Source organism: Synechococcus sp. CCY9201 (assembly GCF_034931105.1).
In the GTDB taxonomy this organism is placed as follows: Bacteria; Cyanobacteriota; Cyanobacteriia; order PCC-6307; family Cyanobiaceae; genus CBW1002.
Genome location: NZ_JAYGIC010000068.1, coordinates 1 through 20,582, shown reverse-complemented (window position 1 = coordinate 20,582; position 20,582 = coordinate 1). Strand labels below are relative to the sequence as shown.

Below are 20,582 nucleotides of genomic sequence, written 5' to 3'. Positions count from 1 at the left end.
GGCGGCGCGGGCCCTGGTCAGCAGTGCCCTGGCGGGGGCCGCCGACGCGCCGCTGCTGGTGGTGGTGCCCACCCTTGAGGAAGCCGGCCGCTGGGCGGCCCTGCTGGAGCTGATGGGCTGGGGCAGCTGCCAGCTCTACCCCACCAGCGAGGGCAGCCCCTACGAGCCCTTTGATCCCACCAGTGAGATCACCTGGGGTCAGCTGCAGGTGCTCAGCGAACTGCTGGACGGGACGGAGCAGGGGGCGAAGACTGGCAACGCCCGTCGCCTTGCCATCGTCGCCACGGAGCGGGCCCTCCAGCCACACCTGCCACCGCCCGAGGCTCTCAGAGCCGAGTGCCTGAGCCTGCGCAAGGGCGACACGGTCGATCTCGAGGCGCTGGCTGTCACGCTGACGCGCCTGGGTTACGAACGGGTGCCCACGATCGAGCAGGAGGGCAGCTGGAGCCGCCGCGGCGACATCGTCGATGTGTTTCCAGTGAGTGCCGAGCTGCCCGTGCGGCTGGAGTTCTTCGGCGAGGAGCTGGAGAAGCTGCGGGAGTTCGATCCGGCCTCGCAGCGCTCCCTTGATGGCATCGCCGTGGTGCGGCTCACCCCCACCGGCTATGGCCCGCTGATCGCCGAGGCCCTGCGCGAGTCGATGCCCGATGGGCTGGAGCAGCTGCTCAGCCCCGAGGCCACCGAGCAGTTGCTGGAGGGCGGCACGCCGGAGGGGATGCGGCGCCTGCTGGGCCTGGCCTGGGAGCGACCCGCCTCACTGCTCAGCTATCTGCCGGCCAACACCCTGATCGCGGTGGATGAGCGGCGCCACTGCCTCTCCCATGGCCAGCTGTGGGTCGACCACGCCGGCGACCACTACCGCGATGTCTGCGAGGAATTGGCGCGGGCCTCGGGCGACACCGATGCCGCCGCCATCGCTGCCCTGCTGCCGCCGCTGCTGCATCGCCCGCCGCTCGAGGCCCTGGAGCAGACCGATGGCTTCGCCGGCTTTGATCTGGCGGAACTGCACGAGACCGACAACCACCCCAACAGCCTGGATCTGGCCAGCCGCTCGGTGCCGGCCTATCCCAACGCCTTCGGCAAGCTGGCGGGCCTGGTCAAGGGCTTCGTGGCGGAGAAGGCAAGAGTGTGGCTGCTCTCGGCCCAGCCCAGCCGCGCCGTTGCCCTGCTGGAGGAACACGACTGCCTCGCCCGCTTCGTGCCCAATCCGGCCGACTTTCCGGCCATCGATCGATTGATCGAGCAGTACACCCCCGTGGCGCTCAAGACGCGGGGCACCGCTGAGATCGAGGGCCTGCAATTGCCGGCCTGGAAGCTGGTACTGATCACCGATCGCGAGTTCTTCGGCCAGCACGCCCTGGCGGCCACGGGCTATGTGCGCCGTCGTCGCAAGGCCGCCAGTCGCACGGTCGACCCGAACAAGATGCAGCCGGGTGATTTCGTGGTGCACCGCAACCATGGCATCGGCCGCTTCCTGAAGCTGGAAAAGCTGGCGATCAGCGGTGAATCGCGCGATTACCTGGTGGTGCAATACGCCGATGGCCTGCTGCGCGTCGCCGCCGATCAGCTGGGCAGCCTCGGCCGCTACCGCGCCACCAGCGACAACCCGCCGGATCTGAACCGCATGGGCGGTGTGGCCTGGACCAGGGCCAAGGAGCGGGCCCAGAAGGCGATCCGCAAGGTGGCGCTCGATCTGGTGAAGCTCTACGCCGAACGGCACCAGGCACCGGGGTTTGCCTTCCCCGCGGATGGCCCCTGGCAGAACGAACTCGAAGACTCGTTCCCCTACGAACCCACCCCCGATCAGGTGAAGGCGATCGCGGACGTCAAGCGTGACATGGAGCAGTCCAAGCCGATGGATCGGCTGGTCTGCGGCGACGTGGGCTTCGGCAAGACCGAGGTGGCGATCCGCGCCATCTTCAAGGCCGTCACTGCAGGCAAGCAGGTGGCGATGCTGGCCCCCACCACGGTGCTGGCGCAGCAGCACTGGCGCACCTTGAGTGAGCGTTTTGCCCCCTATCCGCTCAAGGTGAGCCTGCTGAACCGCTTCCGCACCGCTACCGAACGCAAGGCGATCAGCGAGGGGCTGGCCGCCGGCACCGTGGATGTGGTGGTGGGCACCCATCAGCTGCTGGGCAAGGGCACCCGCTTTCAGCAGCTGGGCCTGCTGGTGGTGGATGAGGAGCAGCGTTTCGGTGTGAATCAGAAGGAAAAGATCAAGGCACTGCGGAAGGATGTGGATGTGCTCACCCTCTCGGCCACGCCAATCCCCCGCACCCTCTACATGAGCCTGTCGGGGGTGCGGGAAATGAGCCTGATCACCACGCCGCCGCCGATGCGTCGCCCGATCAAGACCCATCTGGCCTCCCTGGATGAAGAGGCGGTGCGCAGTGCCATCCGTCAGGAACTGGATCGCGGTGGCCAGGTGTTCTATGTGGTGCCGCGGGTGCAGGGGATCGAGGAGGTGGCCGCCCAGCTGCGGGTGATGCTGCCGGGGTTGCGGCTGCTGGTGGCCCACGGCCAGATGGCGGAGGGAGAACTGGAGAGCGCCATGGTGGCGTTCAATGCCGGTGAGGCCGATCTGATGCTCTGCACCACGATCGTGGAGAGCGGTCTGGATATTCCCCGCGTCAACACGATCCTGATCGAGGATGCCCACAAATTCGGCCTGGCCCAGCTCTATCAGCTGCGTGGTCGGGTAGGACGCAGCGGCATCCAGGCCCATGCCTGGCTGTTCTATCCCGGTGATGCGTCCCTCAGTGAAGCGGCGCGGCAACGGCTGCGGGCGATTCAGGAATTCGCCCAGCTCGGCAGTGGCTACCAGCTGGCCATGCGCGACATGGAGATCCGCGGAGTGGGCAATCTGCTGGGGGTGGAGCAGAGCGGCCAGATGGAAACGATCGGCTTCGATCTCTATATGGAGATGCTGCAGGAATCCCTCGCGGAGATCCAGGGGCAGGACATCCCCGCCGTGGACGACACCCAGATCGATCTACCGATCACGGCCTTTATCCCAGGCGACTGGATCACCGAGAACGACGAGAAGATGGCGGCCTACCGGGCGGCTGCCGACTGCTCCAGCCAGGAGGCTCTGGTGGAGCTGGCCGCCGGCTGGGTCGATCGCTATGGCGCCATCCCGGCACCGGTGATCTCGCTGCTGCAGCTGATGAAGCTGAAGCTGCTGGCCAGGCGTTGCGGCTTCTCCCGCATCAAATCAGAGAAACCCAACATCGCCCTGGAAACACCGATGGAGGAGCCCGCCTTCCGCCTGCTGCGTCAGGGTCTGCCCCAGCACCTGCACGGCCGGTTGGTCTATCAGGCCGGTAGTGGCAGCACCGCCAAGGTGCTGGCCCGTGGCCTGGGGGTGCTGCCGATGGATAAGCAGCTGGAGCAGCTGATGGAATGGCTCAACCAGATGGCCGCCCAGATCCCCGGGGCGGACGGCCTCACCGAGACTGAGCGGGCAGCGCAGATGAAGGCCCAGAACCAGGCGGTGCTGAGCCTTTGAACGGCGATGATGGCAGTGATCGCTGTGGTGGCCAACCACCATGAACAGAACCAGCTGCCCAGGCGCAAGCCCATGCTCCAGGAGCCAGCCCATGGCCCAGACGCAAGCCGGATGTTCTGTTCCCGCCCGCAGGTGAGATGACACGGCTGGCCGGCTGGAACAGGGTTGGTCTGGAGGCTCGTTTATTCTTCTGATGTTCAGCCAGCTCCTTTCCGCCTCCAAAGCCTCCAAGGCGCTCAGCGAGCGCCTGCGCCTGATTCGCAATTACCAGAACGACGTTTTCCCACCGCAATTTCGTCGTGACAATCTGATCTTTCTGCCGATCCCATGCAGTGGCGGAGATCTTTTCCTTGATGCCTATCTTGGTTTCCAGATCAGGCCTCTGACGGTGGAGGAATGTTTCAGGTGCGATCGGCTGTTCTTCAGTTCAGCGTTTGTCTATGCTTTTGTCCGTCATCCGATCGATCGCTTTCTCGCGGTTATGCGCCGTGTGGATGCGGGCCAGCAGATCACTCAGCTGACCGCTTTACGCCGTGAATTGATGCGTTTTGGATCGTCAGCAGATGCGATTGCCGCCAACGTTGAAGCCGATTCACCGTTGCTGTCCCATCCCCTGTTTCGACCTCAGCATAGGTTCCTGGAGTTCAAGGAAAAGCTCTATGTTGATCGTGTGTTCAAGGCGGAGACCTGGAAAGCCGATCTTGATCTGTTGCAGACAATCACAGGCATCCAGCTTCGCTCACCCGACCCTGTCCAGGTGGAAGCGGCCCTGTCAATCGATGCGTCAGCATCAGGGCTAAGTGATGTGGCGATCGCCAACCTACGCAGGATCTATGCTAAGGACTTTGACCTGTTTGGATACCTCTGACTGATGACTTATGGTTAAAGTTCTTTGATTGATTCGCAAACCTATGGGCACCCTGATTGAGAACTGCCATGAACTATCTCACTGATCATCCGGTAGCGCGACGCATCTTCAATGCAATCAGAGATCGACCCTATGCCTGGGCTGTCTCTTCAGAAAGTCCGGCGAACAATTGCTATGTCAAGGGTATCGAGTTGCTTCAGCGGTTGGGAGTGCTGGGATATGGGGTTCGCGGGCGAGTTGGCGAGATCTGTTTCGGAGATATCATCCCTGCAGGAATTCAGAGCCTGCATCCTTCTGAATTCCTGCCCACCCACTTCTGGGTTGAGGTCTGGTTGGATGGCGGTTGGCATGTTCTTGATTGCAGTTATGATCCACCCCTTGCAGAGGCTGGGTTGGTTGTGAATCAGTGGGACAGCAACAGGACGTGCTTTGAAATCACCAGAGTCTACTCACAAGAAGACATCATTGCCTATCAGATGCAATGGGAGGATCAGGGCCTTCTGTGCAGCTACTTTGAACTGGTGGCTCCGTTCGCGTGCGCATTCAATCAGTGGCTTGAGAATGTGCGAGTCGGTCCAAAGCTTGTTTGCCCTGAACCTGATGCTCAGTTTCCTGCATGACAGGATAATCTCGCTAGGGTGATATCGTCATGCCTCCATCAAGCGGGAGTGATACGCCATGGATGAAGTCTGATGCTGCGCTGGCAAGGAACAGGGCGACATTGGCGACCTCCTTGGGTTCGCCAAAGCGATGCAAGGGGATTCTCTTTTCCTTCAGTTCTCTCTGTTCCTTCATGGCCGGTTTATCCCAGATTGCGTGCCCCATATCAGTGAGGATCACTGTCGGGCAGATAGCATTCACGTGGATTTTATGCGGACCCCATTCAACCGCCATGGTGCGTGTGAGCTGATTCAGTGCCGCCTTAGATGCGGCGTAGGCACTCAGGCCTGGCGAGCCGACAAAGGCTCCAATCGACGAAATATTCACAATCTTCCCACTTCCTCGTGCGATCATCTGAGGAACTAAGGCTTGAGAAAGTAGTAGAATAGAGCGCAGATTCAAGTCAAAAGTCTCGTCCCACTCAGCCTGGCTAGTTTCCAGAATCGGTTTGACTATGGCGGCGATGCCTGCATTGTTGACGAGAACATCCCATGCAGGGCAAAGTTCCAGGGCTTTGTCTCCCGCTCTTTGTGCTCCTTCGGCGCAAGCCAGGTCTGCCGTGATCACATCGCAGTGTCGCCCTTTCCCTTCTACAAGGCGCTTTGTGTTGTGGAGTCCTGCCGTGTTCCTGCCGATCACTCCGATATCAGCTCCGGCTTCGGCAAATGTTTCAGCGATGGCTGCACCCAAGCCCTTTGAACCGCCTGAGATCAGCGCCCTTTGGCCATCCAGTCTGAAGTCCTTCATGGTTTCGACTCTCATTTCAGGTACGCATCACAAGATCTTTTCAGTTTTTCAAGCCTCAAGATCTCATTCTGCGGATCATGCTAATGAGGCCGGGAGGCACTGCGCAGTTTGGTCACGATCTTTCATTCCTGTCAGCGGATTTGTTGTGCTGGAGCTTCTCTCCACAATCGCTTGCAATGTCAGCTAGAGAGTTGTAAGACGTGCCAGTCTAGCTTTCAGTCGTCAACCTGCTTCCGCTCCCCCGGTTCAGGAGACAGGTAGCGGTGACGCAACCTCCAGATTCTGGCCCAAGGGCTGTCAATATCGTCATCAAGACGAGCCAGTGGCCGGTTCCCATCACTCCCAGCTTCTGGACCTTTGGATGTCGCAGGCAATTCCCGGGACTCCTGGCGGATCGAGCGGTAGCCGCCCCGCCTCGCAGCAGGCTCATCAGCACCGTCGCCCGCAGAGCGGAAGGATGCTGCTGGGATATCACGCTTTGGTGGAGAACTTCTTTTCCCACCCTGAAACTGGACATGGACCTTGATGACGATCGGCAAGTCCTGATTTCACCCCAGCAACTGCAGTGCGATCCTGCTTCTTGATTGAGGGCTACGACAACCCTGAACGACGCCTCTCATCTGACGTGGCCCCCGGAAACTGAGCCCGTTCGACTACGGGCAGGAGTTCATCCCTGTCCGTACACTCATCCCAGAGAAGCTCTGAGACCTGCCCACCGAAAAGGGGGAACCTCAATGGCTTGCTCAGCTTGGCTGAGTTGGCTGACCAGGACCAGGCGGTTCTGAGCCTGTGAGCTCGGCAGTGCTCAGGGGTCTGTCCCCCTCCAGCACCACGGTGGCCAGGGCCGGAAACAGCAGCACCGTGAGTGCGGCGGCTGCCACGAGCACGGTGGCATCAGGTGGTGTCAACAGACCTGCCTGACGCGCCATCACGGCCATGGCCACCACCAGGGGCAGCTGGGTGGCGTTGTCCAGAGCCAGAGCCAGCCGCGACCGGGGGCTGAGCTGCTTTCGGAGCAGCAGCCAGACGGGAAGCCCCCGCACCAGCAGCATGGCTAACGCCAGCAGTGGTACCAGTCCCCAGAGGCTTGGCGCCTGAGCCAGCGCACGGACGTCAAGCTGCATGCCTGACACGATGAAAAACAGTGGAATCGCAAAGGCCTGGCCCAGACCATCCAGTCGTTCTCCGATCTTGAGACGATGCCGATGGGCAGTGCCCTCACGCACCAGCAGGCCGAGCACAAGTCCCCCCAGCGCCAGGTTGATCTGAACGACGTTATTGAGCACCACCATCAGGATCAGCGCACCCACGACCAGGCGGGTGGGCAACTGGGCCGATCGCTGCATGGTGTGCTCAAACAGTTCCTCCCAGCGGGACTGATGCCTTCGCACCAGCAGCAGTCCCAAGATCGAAACGGAGCCAAAGGCAACGAGAATGGTGGCCTCTTCTGGAGCACGCTGTCCTGCCAGCAGCAGGCTGAAAATCACGGTGGGCGCCACCTCTCCGAGGGTGGCCACGCTGATGAGCGTGCGGGCATAGCTCTCCGGGAGGTGGGTGCGATCCCGCAGCACCGGCATCAGGATGCCCAGGGCTGTGGTGGTGAGTGCCAGAGCCACGATCTGGAGATTGTCGAAACCAGCGAAGCTCACCAGCAGCATCGCCACGACCACGGCGAGGCCGGCGGACGCAAACCAGGCCGTGAGGGCACGCTGCAGCGGCTTGCCGCGCAGCAGGTCCGGCTGGATCTCAAGGCCGGCCACCAGAAACAGCATCCCCATGCCGAAGGCGGAGATGTTCGTGAGAAAGGGACCAACACTCACCAGGTGCAGACCCTGAGGACCGATCCATGCCCCGAGCGCCATCTCAAGCACGCCAGCGGGCAGTGGTAGCCACGGCAGCATCGCCGGGAGCCAGGCCGTCAGTACCAGACCCAGGGCCACCACCACGACGGACAGGTGGTGAGCAAGGCTCAGGGGAGCAGCCAAGGAACGCTTGTCCGATTTGATCGCGTCACCATCGCGGATTTCGATGGCTTTTGCCTGAGCCACTCGAACAAGGCTTCGCTTCTTGAAAAATAACGTTGCAAAACATGCTGGCTGAGTGTTGCGCCTGATTTTGTCCGCGCCGTTAGTCGGGTGTTTCGAGATGGGCGCCTATCGTGGCAACAATCATTATTCAACCGTTGCCATTCTGGCAAGGCAGAGTTTATTGTTTCCATCATTCCATCCATGGTATTGATCGTGTGCTTCGCTGCAGAGTGTGATGGGATTATCGACACTGCTGCCAAGGTTCTTATGGCGCTGCTTCAAGTCTAGGTGATCAGCTTCGAGATTGACTTTGCCCTCTTTGTTGCGGTCTCGAAGAGTGATCTGACAGGTTTTTAGATCACGCTGCTTGGCTAGCGTACAAGCTTGTTCGACTCTGGCCTGTCGCTGAGGCTCTGCGCGGGCAAGCGGCTTGATCATCTTATTCTCCGTTATCTTGACAGCCTGACACCAGAGTTGGCGCTGCTTTGGCGTGAGCTTGTTGCCTGGATCCTCGGCCAATCGACTGACATCGCGAATCGAGTGCTATCACGTCCCTTCCTCGTCGCGAACATCAACTTCTTGTCGCATCTAGGCTGTCAGCCTGCAGTTCGTGGAATGGAACGGTTCAAACTCGCAGGGCTGGTTTTAATGATCTTTGTGGTATCTGGCTTCGAGAGATGGTAACGGTTGGATCTCGATGCAAGCGAAGAGCTGGTCTAGATACTGTGCCCCGCTACAAATGACTCATGGATGAGGGATTTATGCCTGGTGGCAAATTCAACACAGTTATCTTCAAATGAGCCATTAATCGTTTGCTCATTTGAGGTGACTCTTGAAAGCGCGTGTCTATTCAATTGTGATCGGAATCAGACGTCGACGAACCCGTCAGTGCAGGTGGATCTCTGCGCAGGCGGCCAACGGGGGCACTGCCCTGTCTCCAGTGATCCCAGCAGGATTGGGGGTCGAAAAGCTTGATGTGCCCTGCAACAGCTCAGAACCCGTTTTCGACCACCCGCTCCTCCAGTGGCAGCTGGCCGGGCTTCGGTCAGGGCTCCTGGTTGCCCTTGCCGATCGCCACCATCGGCCCCATCACGTGGTCTGCCGGCAGGTGGATCAGCTAGCTCGGCCAGCTTCTCGATCCCAAAGCTGATCATCGGACAGCTCTGATAGCCCATGCCGGTGGCGGCCAGCATCAGGGTCTGCATCGCCAGGCCGATCGAGCGCTGGGCCTCATCGCGCTGCAGCCGCTTGCTCCAGGCCTTGACGTCGGCAGTGAACAGCACCAGCACGGAGGCATCGGTGATCTGGGCCTCGTCGTGGCCGTAGTCCTCGCGGATCGTGGCCCGCAGCGCCGGATCACGCAGGATCACAAAACGCCAGTGCTGGATGTTGAAGCTGGTGGGCGCCTGGATGGTGGCCTCGAGCAGCTTCCGTTCTTCCTCCGCGCTGAGGCGATGGCAGGGATCGAAGTGCTTCACGGCCCGCTCCAGCAGACATGAATCAGGCTTCATGAACGGCTCGCAAATGAAGTCATCACCAGTGGGTTTCCGCTGTGGCAGCCACAGTGCAGGCTCTTCACGTCCGCTCACTGGCTTGCGTCGTCGCCCCTCTCATCCACGAAAGGCCCCTCCAGCGGCTCGGCGCTGATCCCCTCCACCTCACGCAGATAGCGGGCCAGGCCATCGGCCTTGCCATGGGTCACGTACACCTGGCGGGCGCCGGTTTCCTTGACCGTGCGCACCAGGCCGTACCAGTCGGCATGGTCGCTCAGCACGAATCCGCGTTCGAAGCCTCGCCTCCGCCGGGCGCCGCGCACCGCCATCCAGCCGCTCACGAAGGCCGTCTGGGGCAAGCGGAAGCGCTTCATCCAGGCTGAACGATGGGCGGCCGGGGGAGCCAGGATCAGCCGCCCCGCCAGGGAGTCGGTCCGTGGGATTGCGCTCACTGCCTGGGTGGGCGGCAGTGCTAGGCCCGCCTCGCGGTAGGCCGGCATCAGGGCCTGAACGGCGCCATGGAGCAACACTTCGTCGCTCACGCCGACGGCGTGGAGCTCCGCCAGGATTCGCTGCGCCTTGCCGAAGGCATAGGCAAACAGAATCGATGGACGATCCGGTGCCGCCTGCCACCATCGCTGGATCTGAGCGGCCACCTCGGCGCCGGGACGCCAGCGGTAGATCGGCAGGGCGAAGGTGGCTTCTGTGATGAACACATCGGCCTGCACCGGTTGGAACGGCTGGCAGCTGGGATCGGCGCAGCGCTTGTAATCGCCGCTCACCAGCCAGCTTTCGCCGCCGGCCTCCAGCCGCACCTGGGCCGAACCGAGCACATGGCCGGCGGAATGGAATGACACCCGCGCCGCGCCGATTCTGAGCTCCTGGTCGTAGACGACGCGGTTCAGCTCAATGGCGCTGCCGAGCCGTTGCCGCAGGATCGCCTCACTGGCGCCGATCGCCCAGTATTCACCGCAGCCGGGGCGGGCATGGTCGGCATGGGCGTGGCTGATCAACGCCCGCGGCACCGGTCGCCAGGGATCAATCCAGGCCTGGGCCGCCGGGCAGTACAGGCCCTCGGGGGTGAGCTGCAGCAGACCATCCGGCGGCAGGGGCATGGCGCGGAACGAACAGGGTGCTGGCGCGATCACCGCATCCTGGCGATGCCGCGCCGTTGACGGCGCGCTGCAGTCCCTCTAGCCATGGACTAACTGATGCAGCAGGCCCATGGCGCTCGACGCCTTTCGCGAAGAGCTGGCGAGCACGGCGGCCGCTCTGGCGGCTCCAGGCACCGGTCTGCTGGCGGCCGATGAATCCACCGGCACGATCGGCAAGCGCTTTGCGGCGATAGGAGTGGAGAACACCGAGGAGCATCGCCGGGCCTATCGCACCCTGCTGGCCACCGCCCCAGGCCTGGGCGACGCGATCAGCGGCGTGATCCTCTACGAGGAAACCCTGTTTCAGGATGCCCCTGACGGTGGCTCGATTCTTGATCTGTTCAAGGCCCAGGGCCTGGTGCCGGGGATCAAGGTCGATCAGGGGGTGGAGCCTCTGGCCGGTGGGCTGTCTGGTGAGAGCTGGTGCACCGGCCTCAAGGGTCTCCAGCAGCGGGCCGCCCGGTACTACGAACGTGGTGCCCGCTTCGCCAAATGGCGCGCGGTGCTGCGCATCACCGCCGATGGCTGCCCGTCGGAGCTCTGCGTGCGTGAGAACGCCTGGGGGCTGGCCCGTTACGCCCGCACCGTGCAGGAGGAAGGACTGGTGCCGATCGTGGAGCCCGAAATCCTGATGGACGGCGACCACGACATCGAGACCACTGCCGCGGTGCAGGAATGGGTGCTGCGCCTTGTCTACGAGGCCCTGGCGATCAACGGAGTGTTCCTCGAGGGCAGCCTGCTGAAGCCGTCGATGACCTTGCCGGGCATGGGTTGCGCCCAGGCTCCAAGCCCCGAGCAGGCCGCCGCTTATACCCTGCGCACCCTCGAGCGGACGGTGCCGGCCAGTGTGCCGGCGATCCTGTTCCTCTCCGGTGGTCTCAGCGAAGAGGAAGCCAGCGTCTATCTCAATGCCATCAATGCCGCCGCCGATGGGGCTCCCTGGCATCTGGGTTTTTCCTATGGCCGGGCCATGCAGCAGTCGTGCCTGAAGCACTGGGCCGGCGTTGACATCGAGGCCGGTCATGGGGCCCTGCTGGCCCGGGCCCGGGCCAATGGGGATGCGGCCCGGGGGATCTACGTGCCTGGCTCCCAGCCCTCCGATGGCAAGTCTCTGTACGTGGCCAACTACAGCTACTGAGCAGCCCAGGCAAGCTCCAGGGAGGCTGCTCAGCGGCTCATCTCCAGCATCCGCTGGATCGGCATCAGGGCTCTCTGGCTGGTGGATTCATCGAGTTCGATCGCCGGGCTGAGATCCCGCAGGCAGCGCCACAGCTTCTCCAGGGTGTTGAGCCGCATGTAGGGGCAGCTGTTGCAGCTGCAGCCATCGGCTCCGGGCACCTCGAAGAACGTCTTGGAGGGCGCCGCCTTGCGCATCTGGTGGAGGATCCCTGGTTCAGTGAGCACGATCAACTCCTGGGCCGGGCTGGCTGCGGCGCGGTGCAGCAGCTTGCTGGTGGAGCCGATGAAGTCCGCCAGGTCCAGCAGATGCTCCTGGCACTCGGGGTGGGCCAGTACCTCGGCGTCCGGGTGTTCCAGTTGAAGCTGCAGCAGCGCCTGCTCACTGAAGGTCTCGTGCACCATGCAGCTGCCGGGCCAGAGGGTGAGCTCCCGGCCGCTCTGGCGCTGCACCCAGCGGCCCAGGTTCTGATCGGGAGCGAACAGGATCGGCTGGTCGGCCGGCAGTTGCTGCACCAGATCCACGGCGTTGCTGCTGGTGCAGATCAGATCGCTCTGGGCCTTCACTGCTGCGGAGCAATTGATGTAGCTCACCACGAAGTGCTCGGGATGCTCGGCTCGAAAGGCGGCGAAACCATCGGCCGGACAGGCATCCGCCAGGGAGCAGCCGGCCTCCAGGTCGGGCAGCAGAACGGTCTTGCCGGGATTGAGGATCTTTGCGGTCTCGGCCATGAAATGGACGCCGCAGAACACGATCACGTCGGCGTCGGTGCTGGCCGCCTTGCGGGAGAGTTCGAGCGAATCACCGATGAAGTCGGCGATGTCCTGAATGGCGTCGTCCTGGTAGTAATGGGCCAGGATCACGGCCCGGCGCTCTCGGCTGAGCTCGCGGATCGCCGCCACCAGATCCCTGGGCACCTCCAGGATGTCGGTTGCGTTGGTGAGCTGGGCGGCTGAAACCAACCGGAACCTCGGGGCAGGCAGGATGATCCCAGCCTAGGGATCCGTATTGGCTGAACGATCGGTCTCCGCAGCAGGCCTTTCCCGCTCAGGTGGCTCCCCGTCGGGCGGTCCCTCATCCGGAGCGTCCTGCGGCACGCTGCTGAGGATCGCGATCGCCGGTGATCCCCATGATCAGTGGGACCAGAGCGATCACGCTCTGCTGGAGCTGATCCGGCCCGATGCCCTGCTGCTGGTGGGGGATTTCAGCGACGGCAAGCCCCGCATCCCCTCCCTGCTGCGCCGCCTGGAGCTGCCGCTCGCCTGCATTCTCGGGAACCACGACAGCGGCCACGATTCCAGCGGTCGCACCCTGCAACGCCAGCTGGACCTGCTCGGTGATCTCCACTGCGGCTGGGATCTGCGGCAGCTCTCTCCCCCCGGCCTGGCGGTGGTGGGGGCACGACCCGGCAGTGCCGGCGGCGGTTTTCACCTGTCCCGCGCCGTGCGAGCTGTGTTCGGACCGGTGGAGATGCGGGAATCGGCCCGGCGCATCTGTGAGGCGGCGTTGTCCGCCGATCCCTCCCTGCCGCTGCTGGTACTCTCCCACTGCGGTCCGAGTGGCCTGGGCAGTGAACCGGGCGATCCCTGTGGCCGCGACTGGAAGGCCTCCGCCGGCGACTGGGGCGATCAGGATCTGGCCCTGGCCCTGGAAGGGATCCGCCGTCAGCGGTCCGTTCCTCTGGTGGTGTTCGGCCACATGCACCATGCCCTCAGGCGTGGACAGGGGGAGCGGCGGAGCTTCTGCCGCGATCGCAGTGGCACCGCCTACCTCAACACCGCCTGTGTGCCCCGCCATGGAGAGGATCAGGCCGGCCGCACCCTGCGCCACTTCAGCTGGGTGGAATTCCGGGGAGTGGAGCTGGCGGCCGTGAGCCACCGCTGGTATGGCCTGGATGGCTCCCTGCATTACGAGCAGAAGCTCTGGCGGTCTGAGCCAGCCCCAGGCCCGGCTCCCCTGGCTCCCCCTGCCGCGGCATGCTCCGCAGCCGTTACCGACAGCACGGCCTGTTCCTCATGTTGATCCTGGCCTGCGTCAGTGCCCACGGTTTCGGGCATGGATCCCGAACGGCCTCCGTGCTGGCCGAACTCGTCAAGCTGCGGCCCGGCTGGCGGCTGGTGCTCAGCACGGCTCTGCCTGCCTCGTTCCTGGAGCTGGCTCTTGGGCCTGTTCCCCATGAGCAGCGGCCTTGCCGCTGGGATGTGGGGGTGATTCAGGCCGATGCCCTTGGCGCCGATCCGGCCGCCACCCTCGAGGCGCTCGAGGAGTTGGAGCGGGCCTTGCCGGATCAGCTGGAGCGGGAGGCGTCCTGGTTGGTGGAGCAGGGGGAGCCTGCCCTGGTGCTGGGCGATGTGCCGCCGGCGGCTGCCCAGTTAGCCGGCCGTACGGGACTGCCCCTGGTCTGGTTGGCCAGCTTTGGGTGGGATGCGATCTACGGGCCGATGGCCGCCGATCCCCAGCTGGAACCGGATCAGGCCAAGCGTTTCGCAGACTGGGCCGAGCACTGCCGCACCCTGTACCGCTGCGGGGATCTGCTGCTGCGCTGTCCGCTGGCCCTGCCGATGCCCTGGGATCTGCCCGAACATGCGATCGGCCTCACCAGCAGCAGCCCCCGGCTCGATCTGGCTGATCTGGCGCAGCGGCTGCAGCTACCGCCTGATCGGCAGAGCTGTGTGCTGATCAGTTTCGGCGGCATGGGCTTCCCGCTCGATCCGGCCTTGCTGGCGCACTGGCCCGACCATGTGTTCCTTGGGCCCGATCTCGCCATGACGGCCGCACCCAATGGCAGGCTCCTGCCGCCTGGGGTTCGACCCCTCGATGCAATGCCCCTGATCGGTCGGTTGATCACCAAACCGGGGTACAGCAGTTTCTGCGAGGCCCTCAGCCAGGACGTGGGCATCCACCTGGTGCATCGCGAGGGTTTTGCCGAGGCGGCGGTGCTGGAGGCGGATCTGCAGCGGATCGGCTGGCATCGGCTGCTCAGCCAGGAGCAGCTGCGACGCGGCGACTGGCAACTGGATCAGCCCTTGCTGCCCCCAACCGGAACTCCACTCCCGACCCAAGGGGCTGCTGAGGCCGCTGCAGCAATCGTTACCCTTGCTGAGGAAAGATCAGCAGTGCCGATGTATCTGCGGCGCACAATTGGATGATCTGTACCCAAAATCCCTCGAAATCCTGTCGGGACGGTGGTTTGAATGCCGCAGTTCCATTTCTGATGCGAGTGGACACTCGTGCGACCGTCACGGTCAAGATCGCGTCGGGTGCCCTCGTTAGCCAAATTGACCCCGCATTGAGTCTCATGCTTCCAGGTTGATGTCGAAGAATTCCGCCGGCGATGGATCGGTGCTTTCTCTCCGATTCGGTCAATCATCGAGCAAGTAAGGTTCAGTTTTTTACAACTCCTTCTACATTCCTTTTGATTTCCGCGTGATGCGTCATGCGGACTGCGCCATTCCACGGCTAAGGGGATTTGTTTCCTAGCCCTGCCTTGACCTGTCCTTCGCTGCATCCGTTTTGCTTCGTCGCTCCTTTTCACTGATTTCGGCCCTCTCATTGCTGGGCTCCGCCAGTGCCTCTGTCCTGGCAGCTCCGGCCGGAGCCGCCGAAGCCACTGATCCCTGGAGTTCCCTGCCGCAGGCTCCGGCCCCCCGAGTTTCCACCCGGATGGTCCAGCCGTCCACGCCACCGCCTGCTCCGGCCATCTTCGCCATCACCCCCGAGCGTCGTGCCCTGCTCAACACGATTCGCTACGCGGAGGGCACCTGGGCTAACGGTGGTGACCTCGGGTACTGGATCATGTTCGGTGGTGGCCTGATGGACAGCCTCGAACGCCATCCCAACCGAGTGGTGCGCTCGGCCCGCTATGCCAGTGCCGCAGCCGGTGCTTACCAGTTCATGCCCTTCACCTGGACGATGGCCAGTCAGGCGCTGGGCCTTGTGGGCTTCAATGCCCACGCTCAGGACCAGGCAGCCATTTTCCTTGTCCAGCGTCGCGGTGCTCTGGCCTTGGCTGATCAAGGGGAACTCACGCCCCAACTCGTGGCAAAGCTCGCTCCGGAATGGGCCTCCTTCCCTACCCTGGCGGGCTCCAGCTTCTATGGCCAACCCGTGAAGCGCTACAACGACCTGAGGCGCTTCTACGAGGAAAATCTGGCCCGGCTCCGTGGCGAGTTGCAGCGTGAATTGCAACTGGCTTCGGTTCCAGCCCGCCCAGCCTGCGATGACGACTCCCTGAAGTGCCGTCTTGAGGCCGTGGGATCGGCGCGTTGAGGTTCAGGCCTCTTCGCCCCAGTGTCGGGCGCTGAATCGACTGGTCTAGTTCCTGTCAGGACCGGCAGCACCAGACCACTGGCGTTTCCGGTCCCTTTCTTGGATCTGAGGCTGAATTCGGGTTCAGGAGTTTGAGCCTGGATCCGACCCTTCCGCTGGCAACTTGTGGCGACCGATCGTGGCGCCTGCAATCTGATAGGCAGCCAGGGCGGCGCCGAGAAAGGCCAGGGAGTTGCGGACCACCGGCAGCAGATCACTGGTACGGGTCACCACCGGTCCCAGCCCCAGGGCGCCGAACAGGATCAGCCACAGAGGGGATAGCAGCATCACCCAGGCCCACTCCACCCGGCGCCCCTCCTTGCGGGGATAGGCCGCGATCCCCGCGATCACGCCGCCAAGGATGGAGGTGGAGAGGGTGAGCAGCCATTGCTCGCGGGGCAGGCCTGGCACCACCTGACAACCGCCCCGTTCCAGGCAGCCCTCCACTGCGGTGAGTGCAGCCACGATGGCGCCGTCTTCGCCATGATCACGCACGTAGTACTGGTTGCCGTAACGCGTCTGCAGCTCCACCCAGAAGGTGCGCGGCATCAGGGCGAACAGGGCTTCTCCCACATTGAAGTTGAGCAGGTTGCCACCGCGGGGATCGGCCACCAGCAGCAGGCTGCGCTCATCCAGATCCCAGAAATCCCGCACCGCCAGCCCCGGGGTGCGTTCGTACTGGGTCAGCACCCGCAGCTTCCAGCCGCTGCTCTGCTCGAAGCCCTCGAGCTGCTGCTCGAGGCTGTTGCGCTGCTGGTCAGTGAGGGCCTTGGCCAGATCGATCACCGGGGTGGGGTGATCCGGCAGTAGCTCCGGGTTGTCGTAGGCAAAGGCCGGCGCTGCGGCCAGGCCGGCGAATCCCAGGCCCCCCAGCAGCAGCATCAGGCCCAGGGCCAACCCCGCCAGCCGCTGCCGAAAGGTTGCACGGTTCTGTTGCAGTCCAGAGCTCCTGTTCGGGCCGAGGCTGTCAGGCCTGATCTGCTTGGCCCCGATCCCCTCAGCCCCGATCGTCTCGATGCTGCCCATGCCGACTGCTTCAGTAGCTCTGCATTCTCTCCGTCCAGGCCGGCTGACGTGACCCGCCCCCCTGCTCCCCGGCCGGCCCCCGCCAGTTCCGCTCCAGAGGCCTCCACGCCGCCGGCCTGGCTGCTGGAGCGGCTGCGCAGCGCCTGTGGTTCGGTGCCCTTCCGCACCTTCATGGCCTGGGCGCTGCACGATCCCGAGCACGGGGCCTATGGCAGCGGCCATCTCCGCATCGGCCCCCGCGGTGATTTCGCCACTGCCCCCTCCCTGGGGGGCGAATTCGCGGCTCTGCTGGCTCCCCAGCTGGCCGCCTGGCTGGAGGAGCTGGCGGCCCAGGGCAGCGGGCCCCTGGCCCTGGTGGAAACGGGCCCCGGCGAAGGTCAGCTGGCCCGCCAGCTGGCCGAAGCCCTGCAGCAGCACTGGCCCCAGCTGGCGGCCCGCACCGAACTGGTGCTGGTGGAGCCCAATGCCGGCATGGCCGAACGCCAGCGGCGCCAGCTCGAGGGCCTCAGCCTGCCGCTGCGCTGGGCCAGCTTCGAGCAGCTGGCGGCGCAGCCGCTGCGGGGCGTGGTGCTGGCCCACGAGGTGCTCGATGCCCTGGCGGTGGAGCGGATCGTCTGGGACGGGGCCCTCTGGCGCCAGCAGGTGGTGGCCCTGCACGAGGGGGGCAGCGCCGGGCTCGCGCTGCGGCTGGAGCCCGGCAAACCCCTGGAACCAGAGGCCTTGGAGCAACTCGCAGCCCTGGGGCTCCCGCCCAGGGCCAGCGAGGCCGCTGCCGGCCCCGCCGTTCCGCCGCTGCCTGCGGGTTGGTGCACGGAGCTGCATCCCGAGCTGGCCCCCTGGCTGCGCAGCTGTGCCGCCGGGCTGAGTCGGGGCCGGCTGCTGGTGATCGATTACGCCCTCGAAGCCCGCCGCTACTACGCCCCCCAGCGCCAGGACGGCACCCTGATGGCCTACCGCGACCAGACGGCCAGCGCCGATCCCCTGCGGGACCCTGGCCACTGGGATCTCACCGCCCACATCTGCCTGGAGAGCCTCGAGGCGGCGGCCCTGGCAGAGGGATGGCAGCCCCTGGGACAGTGCCGCCAGGGTGAGGCGCTGCTGGCTCTGGGGCTGGCCGAACGGCTGCATGGCCTGCAGCAGGGCAGCGGCGCCGATCTGGCCGCCTTACTGGCCCGTCGCGAGGCCTTGCTGCGGCTGGTCGATCCCCATGCCCTCGGCGATTTCCGCTGGTTGGCCTTCAGCAAAGGCGAGCCAGGTTCCTTGTCCACCCCAGCCTTTCTGCGCCAGCCCTGAGCCGAAGCAGCCCTGAGCTGCCCACACCGCCCGCGGGCTGAGCCTGCGGGATCGGTGGTGAGCTCAGGCCCCCAGCCAGGTGCCCAGGCTCTGGGGCGGCAGAGCATCGCTGCTGGTGATCTCCACGATGTGGCCGATGCTGGCCGGGGTCTCGAGGGCCTCCAGGCACACCTGGGCCACCAGCCGCCGGGGAATGCTGTCGCTCTCCTGCTCGTCGGGGCCGCTGAACCGCACACCCTCGCTCTCCAGACCCTCCTCCCGCTCGCTCAGTCCCCCGGGCCGGATCACGGTCCAGTCGAGGCCGCTGCTCTCCAGCCAGGTCTCACCCAACCGTTTCCACACCAGGATCAGACCGAACAGGTTGAGGGGGTGCAGCCAGCGGCCGGCGCAGAGTGAACTCACCAGCACCACCCGTTGCACGCCGGCGTCGCGGCAGGCGGCGATCTGGTGCCGGATCGCCAGGGCGTCCACCTTCAAGGGGCCGAGCAGATCCACCGAGGGCCGGGCGCCGGTGGCGATCACCAGAGCATCGCAGCCGCTCAGGGCCGCCGCAAGGGCGACCTGATCGTGGAGCTGCAGTCGCACCACCTCCGCCCCCTCAAGACCAGCCGGCAACTGGGACTCGGGGCGCACGATCGCCCGCACCGCCTGGCCGCGCTTCAGGGCCTCCTGCACCACCCGCCAGCCGGTCTTGCCGGAGGCGCCGCTCACCGCCAGAGTCATGGTTCTGATCGTTTTGCTGGACCCTAAAAAGGCCAGCCCACATCCAGCTGCTTCGATCAACCGGACCGATCAGCCGATCCCGATCCAGGGGGCCTGATCAGGCAGCACTGCGCAAGCTGAGTTGATCAAACGGCACTGATCAGCTCCGGGGAATCCACCCGATCCGGCGCTGTGATCCGATCCAGGGCCGCCAGGATCGTGGCGGTGTCCACGTCGTCGCGGATCTCCACCGTGCCGATCGCCGTGGGCAGCACGAACCGCACCCGGCCCTGCTTCACCTTCTTGTCGCCCTGCAGGCAGGCGAGCACCGCCTGCGGCTCCAGCGGCGGCCAGGCCAGGGGAAGCTGGGCGGCGGCGATCAGGCGGCGCTGCCGCTCCTGGTCGTCTTGGCTCCACAGACCCCGTTCCACGGCAATGGCGCCGGCGGCCAGCATCCCCAGCCCCACCGCCTCGCCGTGCAGGTAGGTGCCGTAGCCGCTGAGGGTCTCCACCACATGGCCGAGGGTGTGGCCGTAGTTGAGGATCGCCCGCAGGCCCCCTTCCCGTTCGTCGGCGGCCACCACGCGCGCTTTGGCGGCGGCGGAGCGCAGCAGCAGCGTGTCGACCAGGGCCGGACCCACCGCCTCGCGGCTGGCCAGACCGGCGTGTGCAATACCGACTGGGGAGGTGGCGGCGGCTTCCAGGGCCCCGAACAACTCGGGATCGCCGATCACGCCGTACTTGATCACCTCGGCCATGCCCGCCCGGAACTCCCGCTCGGGCAGGGTGGCCAGGGTGAGCGGATCGATCAGCACCAGCTTCGGCTGGTGGAAGGCGCCGATCAGGTTCTTACCGCCGGCGTGGTTCACGCCGGTCTTGCCGCCGATCGCCGCATCCACCATCGCCAGCAGGGTGGTGGGCACCTGCACCACGGCGATGCCCCGCAGCCAGGTGGCGGCGGCGAAGCCGGCCATGTCGCCCACCACGCCGCCACCGAGGGCCACGATCAGCGAGCCGCGCTCCAGCTTGCGGGCGAAGGCGGCGTCGTGGATCAGGGCCACGGTGGCTGGAGTCTTCTGGTCTTCGCCGGCTTCGATCACCAGGGTGCTGGCCTCGAAGCCGGCGGCCGACAGGCTCGCCAGGGTGGTGGCGCCGTAGTGCTCCTGCACCACCGGATTGGTCACCACCAGCACCTTGGTGCCGGCCCTGACCCCACGGTCACGGATCTGCTCCCCCAGCCGCTCCAGGGCGCCTGCGCCGATCACCACCGGATAGCCGTTCTGCTCCAGGGCCACCTCGATCGTGCGCAGGGGCTGGAGGGCGGTGCTCATCGCTGTGGCGCGGCTGATAGGCCCTGAGGCTACGGCGACGGACTGGCACTGGAGGCCAGCAGCTCCAGCAGGGCGGTGCCGTAACGCTCCAGCTTGGCGGCGCCGATACCGCCGACGCTGCCCAGTTCCGCCAGGGTGCTGGGCCGGCGGGCGGCGAGCTCCAGCAGGGTGCGGTCGTGGAACACCACGTAGGGGGGCACTCCCTGCTGGCGGGCCTGGTCGGTGCGCCAGCTCTTCAGGGCCGCCGCCAGCTGCGGATCGGCTTCGCCCCAGTCCGTGGAGGCGGCC

The 20,582-nt window shown here is 64.8% G+C and carries 18 protein-coding genes; 8 read left to right on the top strand and 10 right to left on the bottom strand.

Annotated elements, in window-relative coordinates; translation table 11 throughout:
- The 3 genes from mfd to VB716_RS07060 all read left to right on the top strand — a co-directional run.
- Positions 1-3,508, top strand: a 3,508-nt coding sequence (gene mfd, locus VB716_RS07070) for a transcription-repair coupling factor (protein WP_323270099.1), incomplete at its 5' end; no start/stop codon positions are given.
- 193 nt (positions 3,509-3,701) lie between these two features.
- Positions 3,702-4,376: a hypothetical protein gene (locus VB716_RS07065; protein ID WP_322758679.1), complete on the top strand. Its 675-nt coding sequence runs from the start codon at positions 3,702-3,704 to the stop codon at positions 4,374-4,376.
- 68 nt (positions 4,377-4,444) lie between these two features.
- The gene (locus tag VB716_RS07060; RefSeq protein ID WP_323270098.1) at positions 4,445-4,996 is read left to right on the top strand and encodes a hypothetical protein; all 552 of its coding nucleotides are present in this window, start codon (positions 4,445-4,447) and stop codon (positions 4,994-4,996) included.
- Positions 4,997-5,009: 13 nt separating this feature from the next.
- On the opposite strand, the gene VB716_RS07055 is transcribed toward VB716_RS07060, so the two are convergent.
- The 5 genes from VB716_RS07055 to VB716_RS07035 form a co-directional block, all read right to left on the bottom strand.
- Positions 5,010-5,783 (bottom strand): SDR family NAD(P)-dependent oxidoreductase, encoded by a 774-nt coding sequence (locus VB716_RS07055; protein WP_323270097.1) that lies wholly within the window; start codon positions 5,781-5,783, stop codon positions 5,010-5,012.
- A 743-nt stretch (positions 5,784-6,526) separates the two neighbouring features.
- Complete coding sequence (locus VB716_RS07050; protein ID WP_323270096.1) at positions 6,527-7,768, bottom strand: cation:proton antiporter; 1,242 nt, start codon at positions 7,766-7,768, stop codon at positions 6,527-6,529.
- Positions 7,769-7,954: 186 nt separating this feature from the next.
- Complete coding sequence (locus VB716_RS07045) at positions 7,955-8,329, bottom strand: hypothetical protein (RefSeq protein WP_323270095.1); 375 nt, start codon at positions 8,327-8,329, stop codon at positions 7,955-7,957.
- A 347-nt stretch (positions 8,330-8,676) separates the two neighbouring features.
- Entirely contained in the window at positions 8,677-9,321 is a 645-nt protein-coding gene (locus VB716_RS07040; protein ID WP_323270094.1) for a nitroreductase family protein, read from the bottom strand.
- A gap of 74 nt (positions 9,322-9,395) precedes the next feature.
- A complete protein-coding gene (locus VB716_RS07035) occupies positions 9,396-10,418 on the bottom strand; it encodes a ligase-associated DNA damage response exonuclease (protein WP_323270093.1) in 1,023 nt (340 codons plus the stop codon).
- Between the two features lie 109 nt (positions 10,419-10,527).
- On the opposite strand from VB716_RS07035, the gene VB716_RS07030 reads away from it, so the two are divergent.
- Entirely contained in the window at positions 10,528-11,595 is a 1,068-nt protein-coding gene (locus tag VB716_RS07030) for a class I fructose-bisphosphate aldolase (RefSeq protein ID WP_197155931.1), read from the top strand.
- A 29-nt stretch (positions 11,596-11,624) separates the two neighbouring features.
- Here VB716_RS07030 and nadA read toward each other — a convergent pair whose 3' ends face one another.
- The gene (nadA, locus tag VB716_RS07025) at positions 11,625-12,596 is read right to left on the bottom strand and encodes a quinolinate synthase NadA (protein ID WP_416223876.1); all 972 of its coding nucleotides are present in this window, start codon (positions 12,594-12,596) and stop codon (positions 11,625-11,627) included.
- A 139-nt stretch (positions 12,597-12,735) separates the two neighbouring features.
- Here nadA and VB716_RS07020 point away from each other — a divergent pair, with 139 nt between their 5' ends.
- From VB716_RS07020 to VB716_RS07010, 3 genes are all read left to right on the top strand, one after another.
- Positions 12,736-13,656: a TIGR04168 family protein gene (locus VB716_RS07020; RefSeq protein WP_197159304.1), complete on the top strand. Its 921-nt coding sequence runs from the start codon at positions 12,736-12,738 to the stop codon at positions 13,654-13,656.
- Positions 13,611-14,783, top strand: coding sequence for a hypothetical protein (locus tag VB716_RS07015; RefSeq protein WP_323270092.1), 1,173 nt, complete (start codon positions 13,611-13,613; stop codon positions 14,781-14,783). Before VB716_RS07020 ends, VB716_RS07015 begins: the two co-directional genes overlap by 46 nt.
- A gap of 514 nt (positions 14,784-15,297) precedes the next feature.
- Complete coding sequence (locus VB716_RS07010) at positions 15,298-15,903, top strand: endolysin (protein ID WP_370594640.1); 606 nt, start codon at positions 15,298-15,300, stop codon at positions 15,901-15,903.
- 123 nt (positions 15,904-16,026) lie between these two features.
- On the opposite strand, the gene VB716_RS07005 is transcribed toward VB716_RS07010, so the two are convergent.
- Complete coding sequence (locus tag VB716_RS07005) at positions 16,027-16,824, bottom strand: TPM domain-containing protein (protein WP_197172511.1); 798 nt, start codon at positions 16,822-16,824, stop codon at positions 16,027-16,029.
- A 192-nt stretch (positions 16,825-17,016) separates the two neighbouring features.
- Here VB716_RS07005 and VB716_RS07000 point away from each other — a divergent pair, with 192 nt between their 5' ends.
- Positions 17,017-18,261 carry a class I SAM-dependent methyltransferase gene (locus tag VB716_RS07000; protein ID WP_323270091.1) on the top strand — a complete coding sequence of 415 codons (1,245 nt, stop codon included), beginning with the start codon at positions 17,017-17,019 and terminating at the stop codon, positions 18,259-18,261.
- 63 nt (positions 18,262-18,324) lie between these two features.
- On the opposite strand, the gene VB716_RS06995 is transcribed toward VB716_RS07000, so the two are convergent.
- From VB716_RS06995 to VB716_RS06985, 3 genes are all read right to left on the bottom strand, one after another.
- The gene (locus VB716_RS06995; RefSeq protein WP_322758689.1) at positions 18,325-18,984 is read right to left on the bottom strand and encodes an SDR family oxidoreductase; all 660 of its coding nucleotides are present in this window, start codon (positions 18,982-18,984) and stop codon (positions 18,325-18,327) included.
- A 125-nt stretch (positions 18,985-19,109) separates the two neighbouring features.
- On the bottom strand, positions 19,110-20,294 hold the full coding sequence (gene aroB, locus VB716_RS06990; RefSeq protein WP_322758690.1) for a 3-dehydroquinate synthase: 1,185 nt from the start codon (positions 20,292-20,294) through the stop codon (positions 19,110-19,112).
- A gap of 29 nt (positions 20,295-20,323) precedes the next feature.
- On the bottom strand, positions 20,324-20,582 hold a 259-nt coding region (locus VB716_RS06985), incomplete at its 5' end, for an HRDC domain-containing protein (RefSeq protein WP_323270090.1).